Here is a 19,672-nt window from a genome sequence, read left to right on the forward strand (position 1 = left end):
AATTGATATATTAGTATAGAGAGGTACAAGCGGAGCCGTATGAGAAAGCCATAACGCGACAGATGCGAACAGGCCAGATGCGAACTGGCCCTGTGACGGCGAACGAGCCCTGTGACGGGCAACCGCGGTGACGGCCCACGGCGCCCGTCACCGCGGTTGCGCCCACCACTGGTAGACTATTACGTACCGTTTCCTGTCGGACGCAGTCCGTTGGCACTACGACTCGTTGGTACTGCGACGGGCCGAATCAAGGCGGACGGGACCCTGTTTTGTTACATCTTTACGCTGCTTTCGTACCTATCCCGTACCTATCCCGTACCCATCCCGTACCTGTCCCGTAGCCCTCCCGTAATACGTCATATAAGTCACACCTTTTGCTGTCCGTGGAGAGCCGCCGACACGTTGTGGTTACCAGTGCGTAGGGTCGGGTTTCATGGTCAGGCACGAAGCGGCGACGACGCCCCGCCACACCACCGGGCCCCGCAACATCGCTGAACCCCGCCACACCGCCGGGGCCACCCCCACGTCCGATGACCACAACACGCTGCTCGCCTGGGCGGTCTTCGGGGAGCGGACCGTGCCGGGGGTGTGGTTCGAGCGGTACTGGTTCAAACGGCACGAGGCGGCCTATGCCGCGTTCGCCCCCTTCACCACCGGGGCCGTGGTCGTCGAGGCGGGCTGCGGCGAGGGGTACGGCGCGGCGATGCTGGCGAGATCCGCCTCCCAGGTCGTCGCGGTCGACGCCGACGCCGACGTCGTCGAGCACGTCCGGCGCGCCTATCCCGCCACCACCCCTGTCCGCGCCGATCTCCAGCGGCTGCCGTTCGCCGACGCCACCGCCGAGGTCGTCGCGAACCTGCAGGTCATCGAGCATCTCAACGACCAGGAGGCGTTCCTGGCCGAGTGCGCCCGGGTGCTGCGCCCGGCCGGCACGCTGGTGCTGACGACCCCGAACCGGCTGACCTTCTCACCGGGGCTCGACGCTCCCGCGAACCCTTACCACACCCGGGAGCTCGCCCCCGACGAGCTCGTCTCCCTCCTCGAGGAGCATTTCGTGGTCACCCGCCTGTGGGGCGTCTGGCACGCGCCGCGACTACGGGCCTGGGAGCGCCGCAACGGCGCGATCGTGGACGCCCAGCTCGCCCGCCCCTACCCGCAGTGGTCCGCCGCGCTGGCCGAGCGGGTACGCCGCACCGCCATCGACGACTTCGCCCTGCACCCGGACACCGCCGACACCCCGATCACGGCCTGTCTCGACCTGGCCGTGGTCGCCTACCGCCGGCCATGAGCCACCCGGCACGGCCCGCGGCGCCGACCCCGACCGCTTCCCCGACCCCGGCCCGCGGCGCGGCCCGGACACCGGCCGAGCCGGTCGGAACGTTCTGCCTGGTGCTGCACAGCCATCTGCCGTGGGTCGCGCACGCCGGCGCGTGGCCGGTCGGCGAGGAATGGCTCTACCAGGCCTGGACCGGTGCCTACCTGCCCCTGCTCGACCTGCTCGAGCGTCTCGCCGACACCGGCCAGCGCAACGTGCTCACCCTCGGCGTCACACCCGTGCTGGCCGCCATGCTGGACGACCCGTACTGCCTGTCCGGGCTGGCCAGATGGGTGGCGGACTGGCAGCTTCGGGCGCAGGGGGCGCTGGTGGACGGCGTGCCCGGCGCGGGCCACGAAGGCGCGCTGGCCACCGCCGCCCTGCGAGCCGTCGAGAGCCGCTGGCGGCACGGGGCGTCACCGCTGCTGCGCCGCCTGGCCGACGCCGGTGTCGTCGAGCTGCTCGGAGGGCCGGCGTCCCACCCGGTGCTGCCGCTGTTGGACGAGCGGATCGTGCCGGTCCAGCTCGGCGCCGGCCTCGACGACGCCACCCTGCGCCTCGGTACCCGGCCCCGCGGGATCTGGGCCCCGGAGTGCGCCTACCGGCCGGGGCTGGAACGGCACTACGCCGCCGCGGGCGTGACCCACTTCGTGGTGGACGGCCCGACCGTCGGCGGCGAGACCGCCGGCGCCTACGACGTCGCGGGCAGCGGCGTGCTGGCCTTCCCCCGCGACCTCGGCGTCTCCTACGAGGTGTGGTCGCCCACCGCCGGCTATCCCAGGGGCGCGTGGTACCGCGACTTCCACACCTTCGACCACGGCAGTGGCCTGCGGGTGTCCAGGGTGACGTCCGTGGACACCCCGCCCGGGCGCAAGGCGCCGTACGAACCCGCCGCCGCCCGCCGGGCCGCCGCCGACGACGCCGCGCGCTTCGTCGGTGTGCTCCGGCGGCGGCTGACCGAGCTGGCCGCGGCCAGGGACGGCCGCCGCGCGCTGGTCGTGTGCGCCTTCGACACCGAGCTGTTCGGCCATCACTGGCACGAGGGACCGGCGTTCCTGGAAGCGGTCCTCACCCTGCTGCCCGACGCCGGCATCCAGGCTGCGACGCTGTCACAGGCGGCCGCGGCCGGGCACGTCGAGGGCGCCCGCGACCTGCCGGCGGGCTCCTGGGGACGCGGCAAGGACTTCCACGTCTGGGCGGACGTGACCGACCTGGCCAAGCTCGCCGCCGAGGTGAACGGGCGGCTGGTCGAGGTCGTGACCGCCGCCGCCCACCCGGCCGAGCGGGACGACGTCCTCGACCAGATGGCACGGGAGGCGTTCCTCACCAGTGCCAGCGACTGGGCGTTCTGCGTCACCCACGACAGCGCCGCGGACTACGCCAGATCCCGGGCCTACACGCACGCGGGGCGTTTCGACGCACTGGCCGACACGGTCCACGCCCGCGACCGGCTCGCCGCCACCAGGCTCGCCCGCCACTACCGCACCCTGGACCACCCCTTCCCCGCCCTGGACGCCCGCCGGCTCACCAGGGCCTGACCGGGCTGTAGAGCTGTAGAGCTGTAGGAACGCAATGCGGACAGAAGCTCCCACCCTGATGATCCACCCAGCTCGACAACCACGGACCTGAGCCGGTTACGTGCCACTGCGGACCCACCGCGAGGGCTACTTGGACGAACCAGATCAACAGCCCTGGAGACGTGGAATCAGCGCATGAGCATCACGCTCGACCTGCCCGACGAGCTCGTCCACCGCCTCACCGCCGAGGCGGAACGGCGCGGCACCCATGTCGTCGACGTCATCGCCGACCTCGCCGCCCAGCTCCCTCCGGCCGAGACCCCGGCCCGCCGCAGGCTCGCTTTCGTCGGCGTAGGCGCATCCCACTCGGGCATCACCCCTCGCATCGACGAACTTCTGGCCGACGGCTTCGGGCGGGACTGACCCCAGGGCCCACACCTCGGCCCTCACACTCCTGCCATAGAGATGCCTGTCGCCGTTCACACCGGCGGCGGAAACAGCGCGGAAGCCAGCCGCGCTGTCATCATGCGGTCGTCCGCGGTGTTGGTGTGTGGTTGGGCGCAGTGTCGGATCCGCGTCCCACCCTGGTGGCCGCGGCGGCCGTCCCTACCGGCAACCTGTTGTCATGACCTCCCCGCATCCGGAGACCGGTTCCGACCTGCCCGTGTTCCCCGGCGAGCCGGACAGGCCGGGGGCGAAGGACCGCGCCGTCGCCGTGATACCGCCACGAACCCTGACGATCTTTCTCTCCTGGGTGGTCGCCGGCACCCTCGTGATCATCACCGCGGGCCGGCTGCTCCATCTGGACGACGTGCTGAGCTGGCCGTACTCGGGGATCAACGCGTTCGCCCCGGTCGAGTACCTGCCTGCCTACGTGGCGCTGGCGGCCGCCTTCGCGCTGCGGCGCAACCGGTTGCTGGTCGTCTCGCTGCTGGCCGTCATCGCCCATCTGGCCTTCACCGTGCCCGAGCTGTGGCCGGGCAGGCCCGAGGCCGCCCCCGCCGGCGCGGCAAAGGTACGGATCATGACGTCCAACCTGCTGTACACCAACGGCGACGCCGGGCGGCTCGGCGCCCAGATCACCCGTGCCCGGCCCGACATCGTCGTGCTGGAGGAGGCCACCCCGCTCACCCTGGACGCGGTGACGAAGTCCGGCGCGCTGGACGGCTACGCCTACCGGGAGGCGCATCCGCGGCCGGATCCGTTCGGGGTGGCGGTGTTCTCCCGGTTCCCGCTCGTCCAGGCGGAGCTTCCGATGATCGCCGACCTGCCGTCGCTGCGGATGACGGTCCGGGTGGACGCCACCCGCCAGTTCCGGCTCTTCGCCGTCCACACGGTGTCACCGACGAGCCGCGACTACGCCGCCCAGTGGCGACGGCAGCTGGACGCCCTGCGGGCGGAGGCCGCCCTCTCCCCTGTCCCGGTGGTGCTCGCCGGTGACTTCAACGCCACCCGCGACCATCGGCCGTTCGCGCGCCTGCTCGACGAGCGGCTGCGGGACGCCCACGACGTGGCCGGCGCAGGCTGGGCCCCGACCTGGAACGCCAACCACCTGGCTCTGCCACCGCTGCTACGGATCGACCACGTGCTGGCGTCGCCGCAGTTCGCCGTCACCGGCTATCAGGTGGGCAACAAGATCGGTAGCGACCACAAACCACTCGTGGTCGACCTGGCCCTGCGCTGAGCCCTCGCCGTACGCCGTGCCTGCGCCGTGCGCCGAAGCGGCCGGCCGGGCCAGGTCAGTCGGCGGCCGTCCAGACGGCGGCCGTCCAGACGGCGAGGCCGGTGCCGCAGGACGCGCAGAAGTTCTCGGTCGGACGCGGCGGTGTCTCGCAGGTCAGGCAGTGCCGGCTGCCAGCCCGCACGGCATAGATGCCCTCCAGGATCTTGCGGGGCTCGTCCTCATGCAGCCACTCGTCGAAGTAGCGGGCGCGCTCGACCGCGAGCGGATGGGATCCGGTGGTGCGGATCCGCAGTCGGTGGAGCCGGGCGAGCGCGCTCTCCTCGACCATGTCGTCGAGCAGCCGGGCCTGCTCGAGGAAGGCCTCCGGGTTCATCTGGTCCAGCCAGCGGGTCGCGCCGCCGGCGAGCTTCATCATCATCCGGACGCACGGGCCGGGATCCTGGACGGCGAGCATCGCCGCCCGATCGGCGGTCAGCTCCGCCTTGCGGGACCAGGCCGCCAGGCCCGCTCCCAGCCCGAAGGAGACGACGTTGCCCATGGCGGCGCCCGCCCTGCGGGCCGCCCCCGCGCCCATGGCACCGCCGACGATGCGGGCCATCGTCCCGTAGAGGACGTGGCCGCACTTGACGTGGCCGAGTTCGTGCGCGATCACGGCCAGCAGCTCGTCGGTGTCCATGATGTCGAGCAGGTCGGTGAACAACACCACGTAGGGCCGGGTGTGCCCGGCGGTGTAGGCGTCGACCGGGCCGCGCCGGACGTAGAGCTCGGGCTCCGGAACGTCCAGGATCGCGCACGCCTCGCGCAGGATCGCGTAGATCTCCGGGAGCTGGTTCGGCCCCACTTTCACGCTGGACGCCGTGTGCTCCACGTAGTGGCCGCGTTCCACGCCCCATTCGATGTATTTCGCCACGGCCCGGTCGAACCCGGGAATCCGCTGCAGCGCACGGGTGGCCCGCCGGTCGAGAGGATGCCGAAAGGCATCGGGGTCGAGCCCCGGCAACCGGACCCGCCCGCCTTTTTCTGGCCGGTCGGCGACCTGTCGGCTCGTTTCGGTGAAATCCACCGGTAGCTTTCGGATGTTTACGATGTCATCGGCTTCGGTCATCCTCAACCTCTCGGGACACCCGCCCGGGCCGCTGTTGTCGGCCACCTTTTCGATCGACAATTGTTGATCGCTGTACTTGCCGATCGTCGTACTGGTCGATCACCATATTGTCGATCTAAGCGGGACGTCAGACGACATAATAGAGCCCGCCTGAAGGTCGCGAAAGCCCCACCCACGGTGGTGATGAAGTCGACTTTCCGACATCATGTCGATCATCGTGTTGACCATTGCGCCCGCCACCGAGCCGATCACCGGTTCGACCGCCGGTTCGACCGCCGGCGCGACAGGTCATCCCTGACGGGAACGACCAGCCTCGGCGCGGGCCGCGATGACCCCGGCGGCGGCCGCGGCCGTCTTGCGAGCGATGTCGGCCAGAGCCGCCCGCTTCGCCTCGGCGGCCTGGTAGTCCGCTGTCCGGTTACGCACGACACGGGCGGGCACACCCACCGCGACCGACATCGGCGCGATGTCGGCGTTCACCACGGCACCCGCGGCAATCACCGACCCTGGGCCGATCCGGCTCCCGCGCAGCACGGTGACCTTGGTGCCGATCCACACGTCCGAGCCGATCCGCACCGGGGACTTCACGATGCCCTGGTCCTTGATTGGCACGTGAATATCGTCGAACACGTGATCGAAATCTATAACGTATACGTCGTCCGCGATCAGGGACTTTGCGCCGATTTCGACGTCAAGATAGCAGTTGATGGTGCCGTTTCGCCCGAGGACACATTTGTCACCGATACGCAGGTTTCCCTCGTGGCAGCGGATCCGGCTGTTGTCGCCGAGGTGCACCCAGCGGCCCAGCACGATCCTCCCGTAGCCGGGGCGCCCCTCGAGGACCACATTCTTCCCGAGAAAAACGAAACCCTCGGTCACTACCTGCGGATACCGTAGCCGAAACAGCGCGAACCGCCAGTACCGGCGCAGGTAGAAAGGCGTCCAGGCCCGATGGCGGACGATCCAGCGCACCGCGGAGAACGTGAGGAAACGCTCCTGCCGGGGATCTCCGCCCGAGCGGCGGCCGAGTATTCTCACCGGTGTGGATCCGGCGCCCAGACACCGGTGACGAGAGCGTTGTAGAAAAGACCGGAAGGCACCACCCGGGAAGCGTACCGGGCGTCGAAGGCGGCAAGGCGCTGCCAGGTCCGGTAGACGCGCATCCGGTAGCCGAAGCCGAGCTTCGACTCGGCGACGGCGCATTCGAAGGTGCGCACCGGCCAGCCGAACCAGGCCGCGGTGAGCTCCTCCGTGCGCACCTTCACCTCGGCCGCGCCGGCGCGGCGCGCCAGCGCGGCCAGCTCCGCCGGGACGAAGGTGTGCAGGTCCACCACGGACTCCAGGGCGTGCGCGGCGGAACTGGCCGCGAGTTCCTCGGCCGGCCGGGCCCAGTCCCGCAGCATCGGCAGCCTGGTCACCCGGGTGGTCGCCCACCAGGTCGCCCGCGACAGCCGGCGGGCCACCACGTCGCCGTAGCGGGTCGGCTCCCCCGCGAACACGAACCGCCCACCCGGCCGCAGTACCCGCAGCACCTCCCGCAGCGCCCGCTCGACGTCCGGGATGTGGTGCAGGACGGCGTGCCCCACCACCAGGTCGAAACTCGCGTCCGGGTACGGGACGAACTCGGCGTCGGCGACCCGGCCCGCGACCGTCAGGCCCAGGTTCGCGGCGTTGCAGGTCGCGGTGGCGACCATCCCGGGGCTGATGTCGCTGACGTGCGCCCCGTCGCGGGCGACCACCCCGGCCTGCACCAGGTTGAGCAGGAAGAACCCGGTGCCCGCGCCGATCTCGAGGGCGTTCGGGTAGGGCCAGCCGGTTTTCCCGGCGATGGTGACGAACCTGTCCCGGGCGTAGTCGATGCAGCGGTCGTCGAACGAGATCGACCACTTGGCGTCGTAGGAGTCGGCCTCGGCGTCGTGGTAGATGATGTTCGCCTGCTTGGGGTCGCTCCAGGCCGCCCGGATGTCGGACGCCGACGGCCCGGCCGCCCGGCCCGGCCCGGCCGCCTCGGATTCCTGGTCCGTTCCAGGCGCCCGGTCCGTCCCGGCTTCCGGGTCCGCATCGCCTGCCCGGGGCACGTCCACGGCGTCGTCCATGGCGTTCAGCGGCCGACGAAATCAGCCTTGCCGGGACCGCGCTCGACGAAGGAGTCCAGGCCGATGCGCCTGTCCTGCGTGCCGAACAGCCCGGCGAACAGCGACGTCTCCAGCCGCAGCCCCTCGGACAGCCCGCTGTCCAGCCCGTCGTCGATCGCCCGCTTGGCCGCCCGCAGCGCGACCGCCGGCCCGTCGACGAACCGGGCGACGAGGGAGCGTGCCTCGGTGTAGACGTCGTCGGGAGCGACCAGCCGGTCGGCGAGACCGATCTCCTTGGCCTCGGTGGCCCGGACCTGCCGGCCAGTGAAGATCAGATCCTTGGCCTTCGCCACCCCGATCAGCCGTGGCAGCCGCTGCGTCCCGCCCGCGCCCGGGATGATGCCGAGCAGGATCTCGGGCTGTCCCGCCTTGACGTTGTCCCCGAAGACCCGGAAGTCGGCGGTCAGGGCGAGCTCCAGGCCACCGCCGAGGGCGTAGCCGGTCACCGCGGCCACCACCGGTTTCGGGATCCGGGCCACCGCCTCGAACGTGGTGGTCAGCTCGGTCACCCACGTCAGGATCTCCGCGTGGTCCAGCGGAGCCATCTCCTTGACATCGGCCCCGGCCGCGAACACCTTCGGGCCGCCGTAGATGATGACCGCCCGCACGTCCGTCCGCCTGGTCGCCTCGTCGGCCGCCGCGCGCAGCCCGGCGGTGACCTCGCTGTTGATGACGTTCATCGGGGGCCGATCCAGCCTGATCGTGCCAACACCGCCGTCGACGTCGAACCCCACGACCGCCACCGACCGACCTCCTCGATCATTCCCGGCTTCCGGCGGCGTACGGCCCATCCGTCGCCCCGCCGTTGGCCAACTGTCATCCGCTGCTACCCGTGCCGGGCCCGTGACGTCCAGACGGCACCCCTGATTCAGGCAGCCTAAGCCCTGACGACTCGATCTTCACGGATACGCGACGATTACGTTTCCGACACCTTTTGGCGGCTATGGCGCGTTCGGCAGCCGTGACGACCCGATCCTGATGATCGGATCCCACCGAATCGCGGCACCGCCGGCCACCCACGGCCCCTCCCACCGGCGGGAGTAACCGGACAGCAGTGACCGGAATCGGGCGCCGGTAACATGCCGCGGCTACCGTCACGGAGGTGACGCCACGGTTCCGCGTTCATGACAGCACCGATCAGCCCAACACCGATCGGCCCAAGGCCGATCAGGCCGGTGCCGCCCGGCGCGGGCTCGTGCTGCCCGGGTCACCCGAGCCGCTGGGGGTCCACTGGGACGGCCGGGGTGTCAACGTCGCGGTGGCGGCGCCGAGCGCGGACGCGGTCGAGATCTGCCTGTTCGACACCCGGGGTCGGGAGAAGCGCCACCGGCTGCCCGAACGGGGCGGCGGGGTCTGCTACGGCTACCTGCCCGGGGTCGGGCCGGGCCAGCGTTACGGGCTGCGGGCACACGGGCCCTACGCCCCCGAACGCGGCCTGCGTCACAACCCGGCCAAGCTGCTCGTCGACCCCTACGCGCGGATGCTGACCGGTTCCCTCGTCCCGCATCCCGCGATCCACGGTTTCGAGGAGGCCGACCCGTACGCGGCCGGCCCCGACGGGCACGACTCCGCGCCCTTCGTCCCGATGTGCGTGGTGGTCGACGGCCGCCGCCGCCCGACCGGGAAGCGCCCGGCCATCCCCTGGCCCGAGACGGTCATCTACGAACTGCACGTGAAGGGGTTCACCCGGACGCATCCGGACGTCCCGCCGGCGCTGCGCGGCACCTACGCGGGCCTGGCCCACCCGGCGGTCATCGACCACCTGCGCACGCTCGGCATCACCGCGGTGGAACTGCTCCCGGTCCACGCGCACGTCCCGGAGCCGGCCCTGTCCCAGCGCGGCCTGACCAACTACTGGGGCTACAACACCGTGGGCTTCTTCGCCCCGCACCCGGGCTACGCGGCCACGAACAACCCGGTGGCCGAGTTCCAGTCGATGGTGGGCGCGTTACACGCGGCCGGGATAGAAGTCATTCTCGACGTGGTGTTCAACCACACCGCCGAGGGCGACGAGCACGGCCCTACCCTGTCGCTGCGCGGCCTGGACAACGCGACCTACTACCGGGTGGACCCGGGCGACCCGCGTCGCTACCGGGACGTCACCGGCTGCGGCAACACGGTGAACACCGCGTCCCCGCACGCGGTGAAGATGATCACGGACTCGCTGCGCTACTGGGTCACCGAGATGGGTGTAGACGGGTTCCGCTTCGACCTGGCGACGGCGCTCGCACGCAGCCCCGACGGCTTCGACCCGGCGGCGCCGCTGCTGACCGCCATCCACGCCGACCCGCTGCTGTCCACCGTCAAGCTCATCGCCGAGCCCTGGGACGTCGGCTGGGGCGGCTACCAGGTGGGCGCGTTCCCGGCGCCGTGGGCGGAGTGGAACGGCCGCTACCGGGACACCGTGCGCGCGGCATGGACGCGCGGCGCCTCCACCGTGGCCGACCTGGGCTACCGGATCACCGGATCAAGTGATCTGTACCACCATTCGGGCCGCCAGCCGTGGGCGTCGGTGAACTTCGTCACCGCGCACGACGGCTTCACCCTCGCCGACCTCGTCTCCTACGACCACAAGCACAACGAGGCCAACGGCGAGGACAACCGCGACGGCGACGACCACGGCAACTCGGCGAACTTCGGGGTGGAGGGGCCCAGCGACGATCCGGCCGTGCTGGCCTGCCGGCGGCTGGTCCGCCGCTCGCTGCTGGCGACCCTGCTGCTGTCGGCGGGGGTGCCAATGCTACTCGCCGGGGACGAGCTCGGCCGTTCCCAGGGCGGCAACAACAACGCCTACTGCCAGGACAACGCCACCTCGTGGCTGCGCTGGCCCACCCGCACCACCCCGGCGCCCGACGGCCGCCTCCTCGACGGCCACGCCCCCGGGCGCGCCCGACCCGCCGGCACCCCCGGCGAGGACGGCCCGGCACCCGCGGACGGGCTGCCCGCGCCCGACCCGGCCGGGCCCGACCCGATGCTGCTGCCGCTGGTCAGCGGCCTGATCGCGCTGCGGCGCCGCTCCCCGACACTGTGCCGACGAACGTTCTTCCACGGCGGCTCCTCCACCGCCGGGACAGCCGCGGACATCACCTGGTTCCGCCCGGACGGCGCGGTCATGTCGGACGCGGACTGGAACTCCCCGAACGTCCGCACGGTCGTCGCCCACCTGTGCGGGACAGCCCTCGGCTGGCGCGCGCCGGACGGCAGCGCGGCCACCGGCGACAGCTTCCTGCTCGTCCTGCACCCGGACAGCGACCCGGTGACCGTCGTCCTGCCAGGCCAGCCGTGGGCGTCGGCCTACGCGCTGCTGCTCGACACCAGCGCGGACGACCTCGCCGGCTTCCCCGCCACGCTCGACACCCCGTCACGGCCCCTCGACGCCGGCGAACACCTACCCGTCGCCGGCCGCGCTGTCCTCCTCCTGCGTGCCACCGAATGAGCAGAACCAGTCACTCTCATTTGGCGGCCGAAACCCTGAAGGTATCCGGCCCGATGGTGATGACGACCTCGGCCATCCGGGCCAGGTGGTAAACGATCGCATCGATATGGGTACTGATGACGTCGACCGCGTCCGGTTCCGGACACCGCAGTCCAGATTTGCTGACCAAAGGTTCGCCTCTGTCACCATTGTGCGAACCTCCGGTCATGGCTGACGATGGCGGCGCCCTGGTTGTGGCCGTACACGGCGAGGGTTGTGGCCGTACACGGCGAGGTCTTCGTCATGGACCAGATGAAGACCCGCCTCGAAAGCGGTCCAACACTCAGAGAGCTATTGCCGACGGCGACGACCAGGATGATCGGCTCTTTGTCCTGAATGTCGTACATAATGCGGTGGTCACCGGTGCGTACCCGCCATTCGTCGGCGCCGCCGACCAACTGCCGGGCGAGCAGCGGGTGAGGACTGTCGGCGAGCAGGTCGATCACGGCCTGTACACGGCGCCGCGCGACGGGGTCGAGTGCGCCTAACCGCGGAACGCGGCTGGAGCAGTGGTGGCCGGGTATCTCATTCCAGGCCGAGATCGGCCTTCACCTCGTCCCAGGGAACGGGTGTCCGGCCGGTGAGCGTCATCTCCTCGTGGACTCGTTCGGCTTCGCGGATGTCGGTCATGTCCTCGGCCAGGGCGAGGATGCGGTCCAGATCGTCGGCGGCGACTACGGCGGCGACCCGCCGCCCACGGCGGGACAGATAGATCGGCTGGTGGTCGACACGGACCTGGTCGATGATCGAGGCCAGGCACTCCCGAGCCTCGGACACGCCCAGTTCGGACGACATGGTCATGGATCGAACGTACGGTAGGCCATCGTTCCGTACAAGCAAGGCGCCAGACGTACGGCTTGTGAACCCGATGAGATCGGCGGGGCTGGCATCCCGGCTGACGCGGTCGCGCGGTGCCATGCCGCGACGATGGTCGAAATCAGGCGAATGCGCCCGCCATCGGCCCGACACCAGGTCGCCCGACACCAACAAACATGATGATTGATCTTTAAATTAGCATGTTTGTTGGATTGTTGGCATGTTCCGCGGGGCGCTATGTGCACGTAGGGATGCTGGATGAACACATCTGGCGAAAGTGAGCGGGCCGGCATCGGCATGCCGGCCCGCTCACTGGCTCCGCTGGCTGGAGCCTGCGAAGCCGACGGAGATCGTTCAGTCCGGGTTCGCCACCAGGCCGAGTTCGGCCGGTGAGGCAAGCAGAGGATGCCGCGGCAGCACCCGGACGGTGTAGCCGAAGGATCCCGTCCGCCGCAGCGGGATGGTGCCCTCGAAGCGCAGGCCACCGCCCTCGCCGGCGCCGACATGGGCCAGCGGCAGGGTGGCCGGGCCCAGCAGCCGGTCGGACTCGTCGATGCGCCCGTAGGACGCCTGGACCTCCACGTCGGTCAGCTCCAGGCCGCCGAGCTCGACCGTGGCGCGGACCACCAGCGACTGGCCGACCTGCGGGGTGTCACCGAGACCGGCCGAGTCGACGTTGACCACCCGCACCCCGGGCCAGGCCGCCCGGACCCGCTCCTGCCACGCCGCCAGGTCGCGGGCCCCGTGCGCGCTGTCCACCGAGGCCACCCGGGCCGAGGCGGCGGCAGGGATGTAGTACCGCTCGACGTACTCGCGCACCATCCGGGTGGCGAGCACCTGCGGCCCGAGGGTCGACAGGGTGTGCTTGACCATCGACGTCCAGTGCCGTGGGGGCGCGCCCGCGCCGGCGACGTCGTAGAAGCGCGTGGTGACCGCGTTCTCCAGCAGGTCGTACAGGGCGGCCGACTCGATGGCGTCCCGGCGCTCGGGGTCCTCCACGCCGTCCGCGGTGGGGATCGCCCAGCCGTTGCGGCCGTCGAACATCTCGTCCCACCAGCCGTCCCGGATGGACAGGTTGAGACAGCCGTTGAGCGCGGCCTTCATCCCCGACGTGCCGCATGCCTCCAGCGGGCGCAGCGGGTTGTTCAGCCACACGTCCGACCCGGAGTAGAGGAAGCGTGCCATGCCGATGTCATAGTCCGGCAGGAACACGATGCGGTGGCGGACCTCCGGGCTGTCGGAGAACTGCACGATCTGCTGGACGAGTTGCTTGCCGCCGTCGTCGGCCGGGTGCGCCTTGCCGGCGATGACCATCTGGATCGGGCGCTGGGGGTGCAGCAGCAGCCGGGTCAGCCGCTCGGAGTCGTGCAGCATCAGGGTCAGCCGCTTGTAGGAGGGCACCCGGCGGGCGAACCCGATCGTGAGGACACCCGGGTCGAACACGCCGTCGACCCAGTCCAGTTCGCCGGGGGCGGCGCCGCGCTGCAGCCAGGACTCCCGCAGCCGGCGGCGGACCTCGGCCACCAGGCGTTCCCGCAGCTCACGGCGGGTTGCCCAGACCGCCTCGTCGGAGATCTGGGAGATCTTGGCGAAGCCCTCGCCCCCGTCGTCGAGGGGGGACGGGCCAAGCTCCCGGTCGGCCAGTTCGATCACGTTTCGGGACACCCAGGTGGCCGCGTGCACACCGTTGGTGACCGAACCGATCGCGACCTCCTCGGGGTCGAAGCCCGGCCACAGGCCGGCGAACATCTCCCGGCTGACGATCCCGTGCAGCCGGGAGACCCCGTTGGAGCGCTGGGCCAGCCGCAGGCCCATGTGCGCCATGTTGAACACGTTCGGGTCGGACTCGGCGCCGAGCTCGAGCACCCGCTCGACGGGCACGCCGGGCCAGACGTTGTCCGCGCCGAAGTGGCGGGCCACCAGGTCGCGGGGGAACCGGTCGATCCCGGCCGGTACCGGGGTGTGGGTGGTGAACAGCGTCCCGGCCCGAGTCGCCTCCAACGCCTCGTCGAAGCTCAGGCCGGTCGCGGTCAGCTCCCGGATGCGCTCCAGGCCGAGGAAGCCGGCATGGCCCTCGTTGGTGTGGAACACCTCCGGCTCCGGGGCGCCGGACACCGCCGAGTAGGCCCGCAGCGCCCGCACCCCGCCGATGCCCAGCAGCATCTCCTGGAGCAGGCGATGGTCGGTGCCGCCGCCGTAGAGCCGGTCGGTCACGCCCCGCTCGGCCGGCTGGTTGTCCTCGACGTCGGAGTCGAGCAGCAGCAGCGGCACCCGACCGACCTGCGCCTTCCAGATCTGGGCGTGCAGGGTGCGCCCGTCCGGCAGCCCGAGCGTGATCTTCACGGGGTCGCCGGCAGCGTCGGTGAGCTGGGTCAGCGGCAGGCCGTGCGGGTCGATGCCGGGATAGCGTTCCTGCTGCCAGCCGTCCCGGGACAGCGACTGGACGAAGTAGCCGGCCCGGTAGAGCAGGCCCACCCCCACGATCGGCACGCCCAGGTCGCTGGCGGTCTTAAGATGGTCGCCGGCGAGGATGCCGAGCCCGCCGGAGTACTGCGGCAGCACCTCGGTGATGCCGAACTCCGGCGAGAAGTAGGCGATCGCGCGCGGGCCGTCGGGCAGCGACTGGTACCAGCGCGGCGCGGTCAGGTACTCGTGCAGGTCGTCAGCGGCATCGTCAAGGCGGCGGACGAAGCGGCGGTCGGCTGCGAGGCTTTCGAGGCGCTCATGGTCGACCTCGCCGAGAAGGCGCACCGGGTCCCCCTTGCAGGTGCGCCACAGCTCGGGATCGACCGACTCGAAGAGATCCAGCGTCTCCGGGTGCCACGACCAGCGAAGGTTGAGGACGAGCTCCCCGAGCGGGTGAAGCTGCTCGGGGAGCTGCGCGCGGACGGTGAAGCGTCGAAGGGCTCTCACGAAATGGTCAGCCTAGACAGCACGAACGGACTTCTCCCACCGGGGGGCTTCCGGCCGGAAGCAGCGGATCCGGCCGGAGGCGGGATCGGCGATCGCCGGGCCGTCACTCGTCCGCGTCGGCCTGGGCAACCTTGCCTGCCAGGGCGGCCACCACGTCCGGATCCCGCAGCGTCGTGACGTCGCCGAGCTCGCGCCCCTCGGCGATGTCCCGCAGCAGCCTCCTCATGATCTTCCCGGACCGGGTCTTGGGCAGGTCGTCCGCCCAGATCACCCGCTTGGGGCGAGCGAGCTTGCCGATCCGGGTGGCGACGTGCTCGCGCAGTTCGGCGATGGTGGCGTCGTCCCCGGACTGGTTGCCGGTGAGCGTGACGAAGGCCACGATGGCCTGGCCGGTCTGCTCGTCGGACTGGGCGACGACCGCGGCCTCCGCCACCAGCTCGTGCGAGACGATCGCCGACTCGACCTCGGCGGTCGACAGCCGGTGCCCGGACACGTTGATCACGTCGTCGATCCGGCCGATGATCCAGAAGTAGCCGTCCGCGTCCAGCCGGGCGGCGTCGCCGACGACGTACACGTCCCGGCCGAAGCGGGAGAAGTACGTCTGCACGTACCGCTCGTCGTCCCGGTAGAGGGTGCGCAGCATGGACGGCCACGGCTTGGTGATCACCAGGACGCCGGTGCCCTCGGTCACCGGCTGGCCGTCCTCGGACAGCAGGGCGGGGAAGATCCCCGGCAGCGGCGTGGTGGCCGAACCCGGCTTGGTCGACGTCACACCGGGCAACGGGGAGATCAGGATGGCGCCGGTCTCGGTCTGCCACCAGGTGTCGACGATGGGGCAACGGCCGCCGCCGATCACCTTGTGGTACCACAGCCACGCCTTGGGGTTGATCGGCTCCCCCACCGTGCCGAGCAGCCGCAGCGAGGAGAGGTCGTGCCGGCCCGGGTACTGCGGGCCCCACTTGATGCAGGTCCGGATGGCGGTCGGAGCGGTATAGAAGATCGTGACCTTGCACTCTTCGATGATCTTCCACCAGATGTCCCGGTCGGGATAGTCCGGGGCACCCTCGAACATCACACTGGTCGCGCCGTTGGACAACGGCCCGTAGACGATGTAGGAGTGGCCGGTGATCCAGCCGACGTCCGCCGAGCACCAGTAGACGTCGGAGTCCGCGTCGAGGTCGAAGACCAGCCGGTGGGTGTAGGTCGCCCCGGTCAGGTACCCCCCGGTGGTGTGCAGGATGCCCTTGGGCTTGGCCGTGGAACCGGAGCTGTACAGGATGAACAGCGGATGCTCGGCATCCAGCGGCTCCGGCGGGGCCACCGGGTCGGCCCGCTCGAGCAGCTCGTGGTACCAGACGTCCCGGCCCTCGCGGATCGGCGCCGCGATCCCGGTGGAGCGGACCACCACGATGTGCTCCAGGGCCTTCAGATCGCCCAGCTCGGCGTCCACGGCCTCCTTGACAGGGGCGGTGCGGCCCTTGCGGCGGGCTCCGTCCACCGTGATCAGAACCTTGGCGTCGGAGACCTCCATCCGCTCACGCACGGCGGACGGGGCGAAGCCACCGAAGACGACGTTGTGCACCGCGCCGATGCGGGCGCAGGCCAGCATGGCCACCGCGACCTCGGGGATCATCGGGAGGAAGATCCCCACGACGTCGCCCTTGCCGACCCCTAGCTCCTTGAGCCCGTTGGCCAGCCGCTGGGTGTCGGCCAGCAGGTCGGAGTAGGTCACCCGGCGGCGTTCGCCCTCCTCACCGACCCAGTGGATGGCCACCTTGTCCCCGCGGCCGGCGGCCACGTGCCGGTCCAGGCAGTTCGCCGAGACGTTGAGCCGGCCGTCGGTGAACCAGCGGTAAAAGGGCGGGTTGCTGTCGTCCAGCACGGTTGTGAACGGCGTGTCCCAGTCCAGCAGGGTGCGGGCCTGCTCCGCCCAGAAAGCCGGCGGGTCGGCGGCGGCCGCGGCGGCATCGGCGGGCCGATACCAGCGGGAGACGAAGTCGGGCGGCGGGTCGAAACGCTCCACCGCCAGCAGTTGGTCGAGTTCGCGCTCCAAGCTGACATCGTCGGTACCGACGATGTCAGTACCGACAGCGTCCAGACCGGTACCGTCCGCCGTGCTGGTCACATGCCCTCCTGATGATCCGGGGACGGGGCCTCCGGCAGCGCGGAAAAGAACACGATCACGCTACCCATGGCCCTCCGGAAGCGATGTCGTCTCGTCCGCATTGGGTGTACCACGAAGTGCCGGCCGCATACAGCGGTCAGTACTCCGGCGCTTTCCGACGGTTGCGCCGCCCGCTACCCGGCGTGAACTGGCAGCCCGCCGGCCGGCAGCTCGTCCCTGCCGGCGCGCAGCAGGAAGAGGATCACGAGGAAAGCGGCGAAAAGTATTACCGCGCTCCACACGAACGCGGTCGTGTAACCGGAGATCAGAGCCTCGGCCTGGGTGTCCGGGCCGGGAACGTGGTCGGCGGCGTAACTCGACACGGCGGTGGCGAAAATCGTGTTGAGCAGCGCCGTGCCCAGCGACCCGCCCACCTGCTGGGTGGTGTTGATCAGAGCGCTGGCGACCCCGGCGTCGTGGGCGTCGACACCGGCGAGCGCGGTACTCGTCAGCGGGACGAACACCAGCCCCATCCCGAGGCTCATCAGTACCTCGGAGGGCAGGACATGACTGACGTAACCGGTGTCGAGCCCGATCCCCGTCAACAGGAGCATCCCACCCGTGGCCATCAGGCTCCCGGTCACCATCAGGATCTTCGGACCGGTCCGGGGCAGGAGCTGGCCCGTGATCCCGGCCGAGACGATGATGCCGACGCTGAAGGGCAGGAAGGCGAAGCCCGCGCGCAGCGCGCTGTACCCGAGGCTGGCCTGGAAGTAGTAGGTGAGGAACAGGAACATGGCGAACAGGCCGGCGCCGACGAGCAGGGACGACAGGTAGGAGGCACCACGGTTGCGCTCCAGGGGGACGCGCAGCGGGAGCAGCGGCGCGCCGCTACGGGTCTCGATGACGACGAACGCGACGAGCAGCGCCACAGCGGCGGCGAGCAGCCCGAGGGTGACGTTCGCGCTCCAGCCGTCCTCCGCCGCCCTGGTGAAGCCGTAGACCAGCAGGACGAGCCCGGCGGTGACGGTGAGTGCCCCCGGAATGTCGTAACGGGTGTTGCCCGACGCCCTGCTCTCCCGCACGACCAGCACGGCCGCCCCGGCGGCGAGCAGCGCGATCGGGACGTTGACCAGCAGGCACCAGCGCCAGGAGGTGAACTCGGTGAGCACACCGCCGACGATGAGCCCGATGGCGGCACCGCCGCCGGAGATCCCGCCGTAGACACCGAACGCGCGGGCCCGCTCCCGGCTGTCGGTGAAGGTCACCGCGAGCAGGGACAGCGATGCCGGCGCGAGAACCGCCGCAAATACTCCCTGTAACGCACGGGCGGCGAAGAGAAGCTCGGCGTTCGGCGCGGCCCCACCGAGCGCGGAGGCCGCGGCAAAGGCCAGCAGGCCGCCGACAAAGGCGCGCCTGCGCCCGGTGAAGTCGGCGATCCGGCCGCCGAGCAACAGCAGGCCACCGAAGGACAGGGTGTACGCGGTGATGATCCACTGTCGGTCGGCCGTGGAGATGTGCAGGTCGGCCTGGGCATGCGGTAGGGCAATGTTCACGATGGACGCGTCGAGCACGATCATCAGCTGCGCAATGGCGATGACGCTGAGCGCTAACCACCGCCGGGGATCAGGCTGCGGCGGCCCCACGTAGGTGGGCGGTGGGGCGTCTTCTTCGGTCGTCGTTGTCACAACTGCTCCTTGACCGGCCGGGCCGGAACCCGGGCAGGGCAGCCGCCCCGCCGGTGTTTTCTGACGATTTACCGACTGTTGCCGATGTCACGTTGAACGCCGCCCCGCCCTGAATGAAACCGGCGGCCGGACGATGTCTCCTTATGTCTCCTTCACGGTTTCGCGCATGGTTTCCCGCGCACCGTCCGCGGCCGACGCCGCCGCCGGGGCCCCGGTACGGTGAAAATATTTCGATCATGTTCCCGCCGTGGCGTCGGCGTTCCATGGAAGTCAGGGAACATCAGCGTTCCACTGTCATCAGCGGTAACAGGATGTCGTCAACCAGATGATGAATGAACACGTCGTCCAGGGCTTCTCCAGTGATCAGAAGCCGGAAGAAGACCGCCGCGGGAACCAGTTCGTTGAAAACGCAGGCGGCCGTCGGCGAGCACGGCTCACCCCGGTCGACGGCCCGTTGCACGATGAGGGCGGCCAGACCGCGCCCGTCCTCGATCATCTGGGCCCGCAGCGCCGACGCCAGGGCCACGGAGTCGCGCATGGCCAGCACGACGCCGGCCATCAGGGCGGCACCGCCGTCGGCCAGGCGCCTGACCTTCTGGCGAATGATATCGATCATGTCGCCGCGCAGGCTGCCGGTGTCCGCGATGATGATGTCGTCGACCGCCTGGCGACGGATCGCCTCGACGACGAGTTCGTCCTTACCCGCCCACCGCCGGTAGATCGTCGCCTTGCTCGCCCGGGCCCGGGCCGCGACGGCGACCATGCTCATGCGCTCGTAGCCGACCTCGGTGAGCAGCTCGAGCGCGGCGTGCAGGATCGCCTGCTCACGGGCGTCGTCGCGGGGACGCCCACGCACGGCACCGCCCAGGGGCGTCGAAACCATCATGGTCGTGACCCCCCTCCCACCGTCGGCCATGTTC

15 protein-coding genes are annotated in these 19,672 nt (G+C 70.3%); 5 read left to right on the plus strand and 10 right to left on the minus strand.

Annotated features, from left to right (window positions below):
• Positions 1 to 433: 433 nt before the first annotated feature.
• The 4 genes from FSYMDG_RS18650 (at position 434) to FSYMDG_RS18665 (ending at position 4,516) form a co-directional block, all read left to right on the plus strand.
• Entirely contained in the window at positions 434 to 1,288 is an 855-nt protein-coding gene (locus FSYMDG_RS18650) for a class I SAM-dependent methyltransferase (RefSeq protein WP_013874943.1), read from the plus strand.
• Entirely contained in the window at positions 1,285 to 2,853 is a 1,569-nt protein-coding gene (locus tag FSYMDG_RS18655; RefSeq protein ID WP_013874944.1) for a 1,4-alpha-glucan branching protein domain-containing protein, read from the plus strand. The genes FSYMDG_RS18650 and FSYMDG_RS18655 overlap by 4 nt, the downstream gene beginning before the upstream one ends.
• Before the next feature lie 174 nt (positions 2,854 to 3,027).
• A complete protein-coding gene (locus tag FSYMDG_RS18660) occupies positions 3,028 to 3,255 on the plus strand; it encodes a hypothetical protein (protein ID WP_013874945.1) in 228 nt (75 codons plus the stop codon).
• A gap of 202 nt (positions 3,256 to 3,457) precedes the next feature.
• On the plus strand, positions 3,458 to 4,516 hold the full coding sequence (locus tag FSYMDG_RS18665; RefSeq protein WP_013874946.1) for an endonuclease/exonuclease/phosphatase family protein: 1,059 nt from the start codon (positions 3,458 to 3,460) through the stop codon (positions 4,514 to 4,516).
• Positions 4,517 to 4,571: 55 nt separating this feature from the next.
• Here the strand turns inward: FSYMDG_RS18665 and FSYMDG_RS18670 are convergent, their stop codons facing one another.
• The 4 genes from FSYMDG_RS18670 to FSYMDG_RS18685 all read right to left on the minus strand — a co-directional run bounded on the left by FSYMDG_RS18670 (position 4,572) and on the right by FSYMDG_RS18685 (position 8,499).
• Positions 4,572 to 5,621, minus strand: coding sequence for a M48 family metallopeptidase (locus FSYMDG_RS18670; protein ID WP_013874947.1), 1,050 nt, complete (start codon positions 5,619 to 5,621; stop codon positions 4,572 to 4,574).
• Between the two features lie 288 nt (positions 5,622 to 5,909).
• Complete coding sequence (locus tag FSYMDG_RS18675) at positions 5,910 to 6,659, minus strand: acyltransferase (RefSeq protein ID WP_013874948.1); 750 nt, start codon at positions 6,657 to 6,659, stop codon at positions 5,910 to 5,912.
• Positions 6,656 to 7,717 (minus strand): class I SAM-dependent methyltransferase, encoded by a 1,062-nt coding sequence (locus FSYMDG_RS18680; protein WP_083828350.1) that lies wholly within the window; start codon positions 7,715 to 7,717, stop codon positions 6,656 to 6,658. The genes FSYMDG_RS18675 and FSYMDG_RS18680 overlap by 4 nt, the downstream gene beginning before the upstream one ends.
• A 5-nt stretch (positions 7,718 to 7,722) precedes the next feature.
• Positions 7,723 to 8,499 carry an enoyl-CoA hydratase/isomerase family protein gene (locus tag FSYMDG_RS18685; RefSeq protein WP_013874950.1) on the minus strand — a complete coding sequence of 259 codons (777 nt, stop codon included), beginning with the start codon at positions 8,497 to 8,499 and terminating at the stop codon, positions 7,723 to 7,725.
• A 359-nt stretch (positions 8,500 to 8,858) separates the two neighbouring features.
• Between FSYMDG_RS18685 and glgX the strand changes: the two genes are divergently transcribed.
• The gene (gene glgX / locus FSYMDG_RS18690) at positions 8,859 to 11,192 is read left to right on the plus strand and encodes a glycogen debranching protein GlgX (RefSeq protein WP_013874951.1); all 2,334 of its coding nucleotides are present in this window, start codon (positions 8,859 to 8,861) and stop codon (positions 11,190 to 11,192) included.
• 182 nt (positions 11,193 to 11,374) lie between these two features.
• Here the strand turns inward: glgX and FSYMDG_RS24870 are convergent, their stop codons facing one another.
• The 6 genes from FSYMDG_RS24870 to FSYMDG_RS18720 form a co-directional block, all read right to left on the minus strand.
• Positions 11,375 to 11,677 carry a type II toxin-antitoxin system RelE/ParE family toxin gene (locus tag FSYMDG_RS24870; RefSeq protein ID WP_202797641.1) on the minus strand — a complete coding sequence of 101 codons (303 nt, stop codon included), beginning with the start codon at positions 11,675 to 11,677 and terminating at the stop codon, positions 11,375 to 11,377.
• Between the two features lie 79 nt (positions 11,678 to 11,756).
• The gene (locus FSYMDG_RS18700; RefSeq protein ID WP_013874954.1) at positions 11,757 to 12,032 is read right to left on the minus strand and encodes a type II toxin-antitoxin system Phd/YefM family antitoxin; all 276 of its coding nucleotides are present in this window, start codon (positions 12,030 to 12,032) and stop codon (positions 11,757 to 11,759) included.
• Between the two features lie 369 nt (positions 12,033 to 12,401).
• Entirely contained in the window at positions 12,402 to 14,960 is a 2,559-nt protein-coding gene (gene glgP, locus FSYMDG_RS18705) for an alpha-glucan family phosphorylase (RefSeq protein WP_013874955.1), read from the minus strand.
• Positions 14,961 to 15,063: 103 nt separating this feature from the next.
• The gene (gene acs, locus FSYMDG_RS18710) at positions 15,064 to 17,058 is read right to left on the minus strand and encodes an acetate--CoA ligase (protein ID WP_050803825.1); all 1,995 of its coding nucleotides are present in this window, start codon (positions 17,056 to 17,058) and stop codon (positions 15,064 to 15,066) included.
• A gap of 200 nt (positions 17,059 to 17,258) precedes the next feature.
• Positions 17,259 to 18,752 carry an MFS transporter gene (locus FSYMDG_RS18715; RefSeq protein ID WP_013874957.1) on the minus strand — a complete coding sequence of 498 codons (1,494 nt, stop codon included), beginning with the start codon at positions 18,750 to 18,752 and terminating at the stop codon, positions 17,259 to 17,261.
• 280 nt (positions 18,753 to 19,032) lie between these two features.
• Positions 19,033 to 19,638, minus strand: a complete 606-nt coding sequence (locus FSYMDG_RS18720) for a TetR/AcrR family transcriptional regulator (RefSeq protein ID WP_013874958.1) — start codon at positions 19,636 to 19,638, stop codon at positions 19,033 to 19,035.
• Between the last annotated feature and the right edge of the window lie 34 nt (positions 19,639 to 19,672).

Origin of the sequence: Candidatus Protofrankia datiscae (assembly GCF_000177615.2) — a bacterium.
GTDB lineage: Bacteria > Actinomycetota > Actinomycetes > Frankiales > Frankiaceae > Protofrankia > Protofrankia coriariae.

Coding starts and splice junctions, on each gene's coding strand:
- FSYMDG_RS18650 (WP_013874943.1), top strand. CDS start 434: ATGGTCAGGCACGAAGCGGCGACGACGCCCCGCCACACCACCGGGCCC.
- FSYMDG_RS18655 (WP_013874944.1), top strand. CDS start 1,285: ATGAGCCACCCGGCACGGCCCGCGGCGCCGACCCCGACCGCTTCCCCG.
- FSYMDG_RS18660 (WP_013874945.1), top strand. CDS start 3,028: ATGAGCATCACGCTCGACCTGCCCGACGAGCTCGTCCACCGCCTCACC.
- FSYMDG_RS18665 (WP_013874946.1), top strand. CDS start 3,458: ATGACCTCCCCGCATCCGGAGACCGGTTCCGACCTGCCCGTGTTCCCC.
- FSYMDG_RS18670 (WP_013874947.1), bottom strand. CDS start 5,621: ATGACCGAAGCCGATGACATCGTAAACATCCGAAAGCTACCGGTGGAT.
- FSYMDG_RS18680 (WP_083828350.1), bottom strand. CDS start 7,717: ATGGACGACGCCGTGGACGTGCCCCGGGCAGGCGATGCGGACCCGGAA.
- FSYMDG_RS18700 (WP_013874954.1), bottom strand. CDS start 12,032: ATGACCATGTCGTCCGAACTGGGCGTGTCCGAGGCTCGGGAGTGCCTG.
- FSYMDG_RS18720 (WP_013874958.1), bottom strand. CDS start 19,638: ATGATGGTTTCGACGCCCCTGGGCGGTGCCGTGCGTGGGCGTCCCCGC.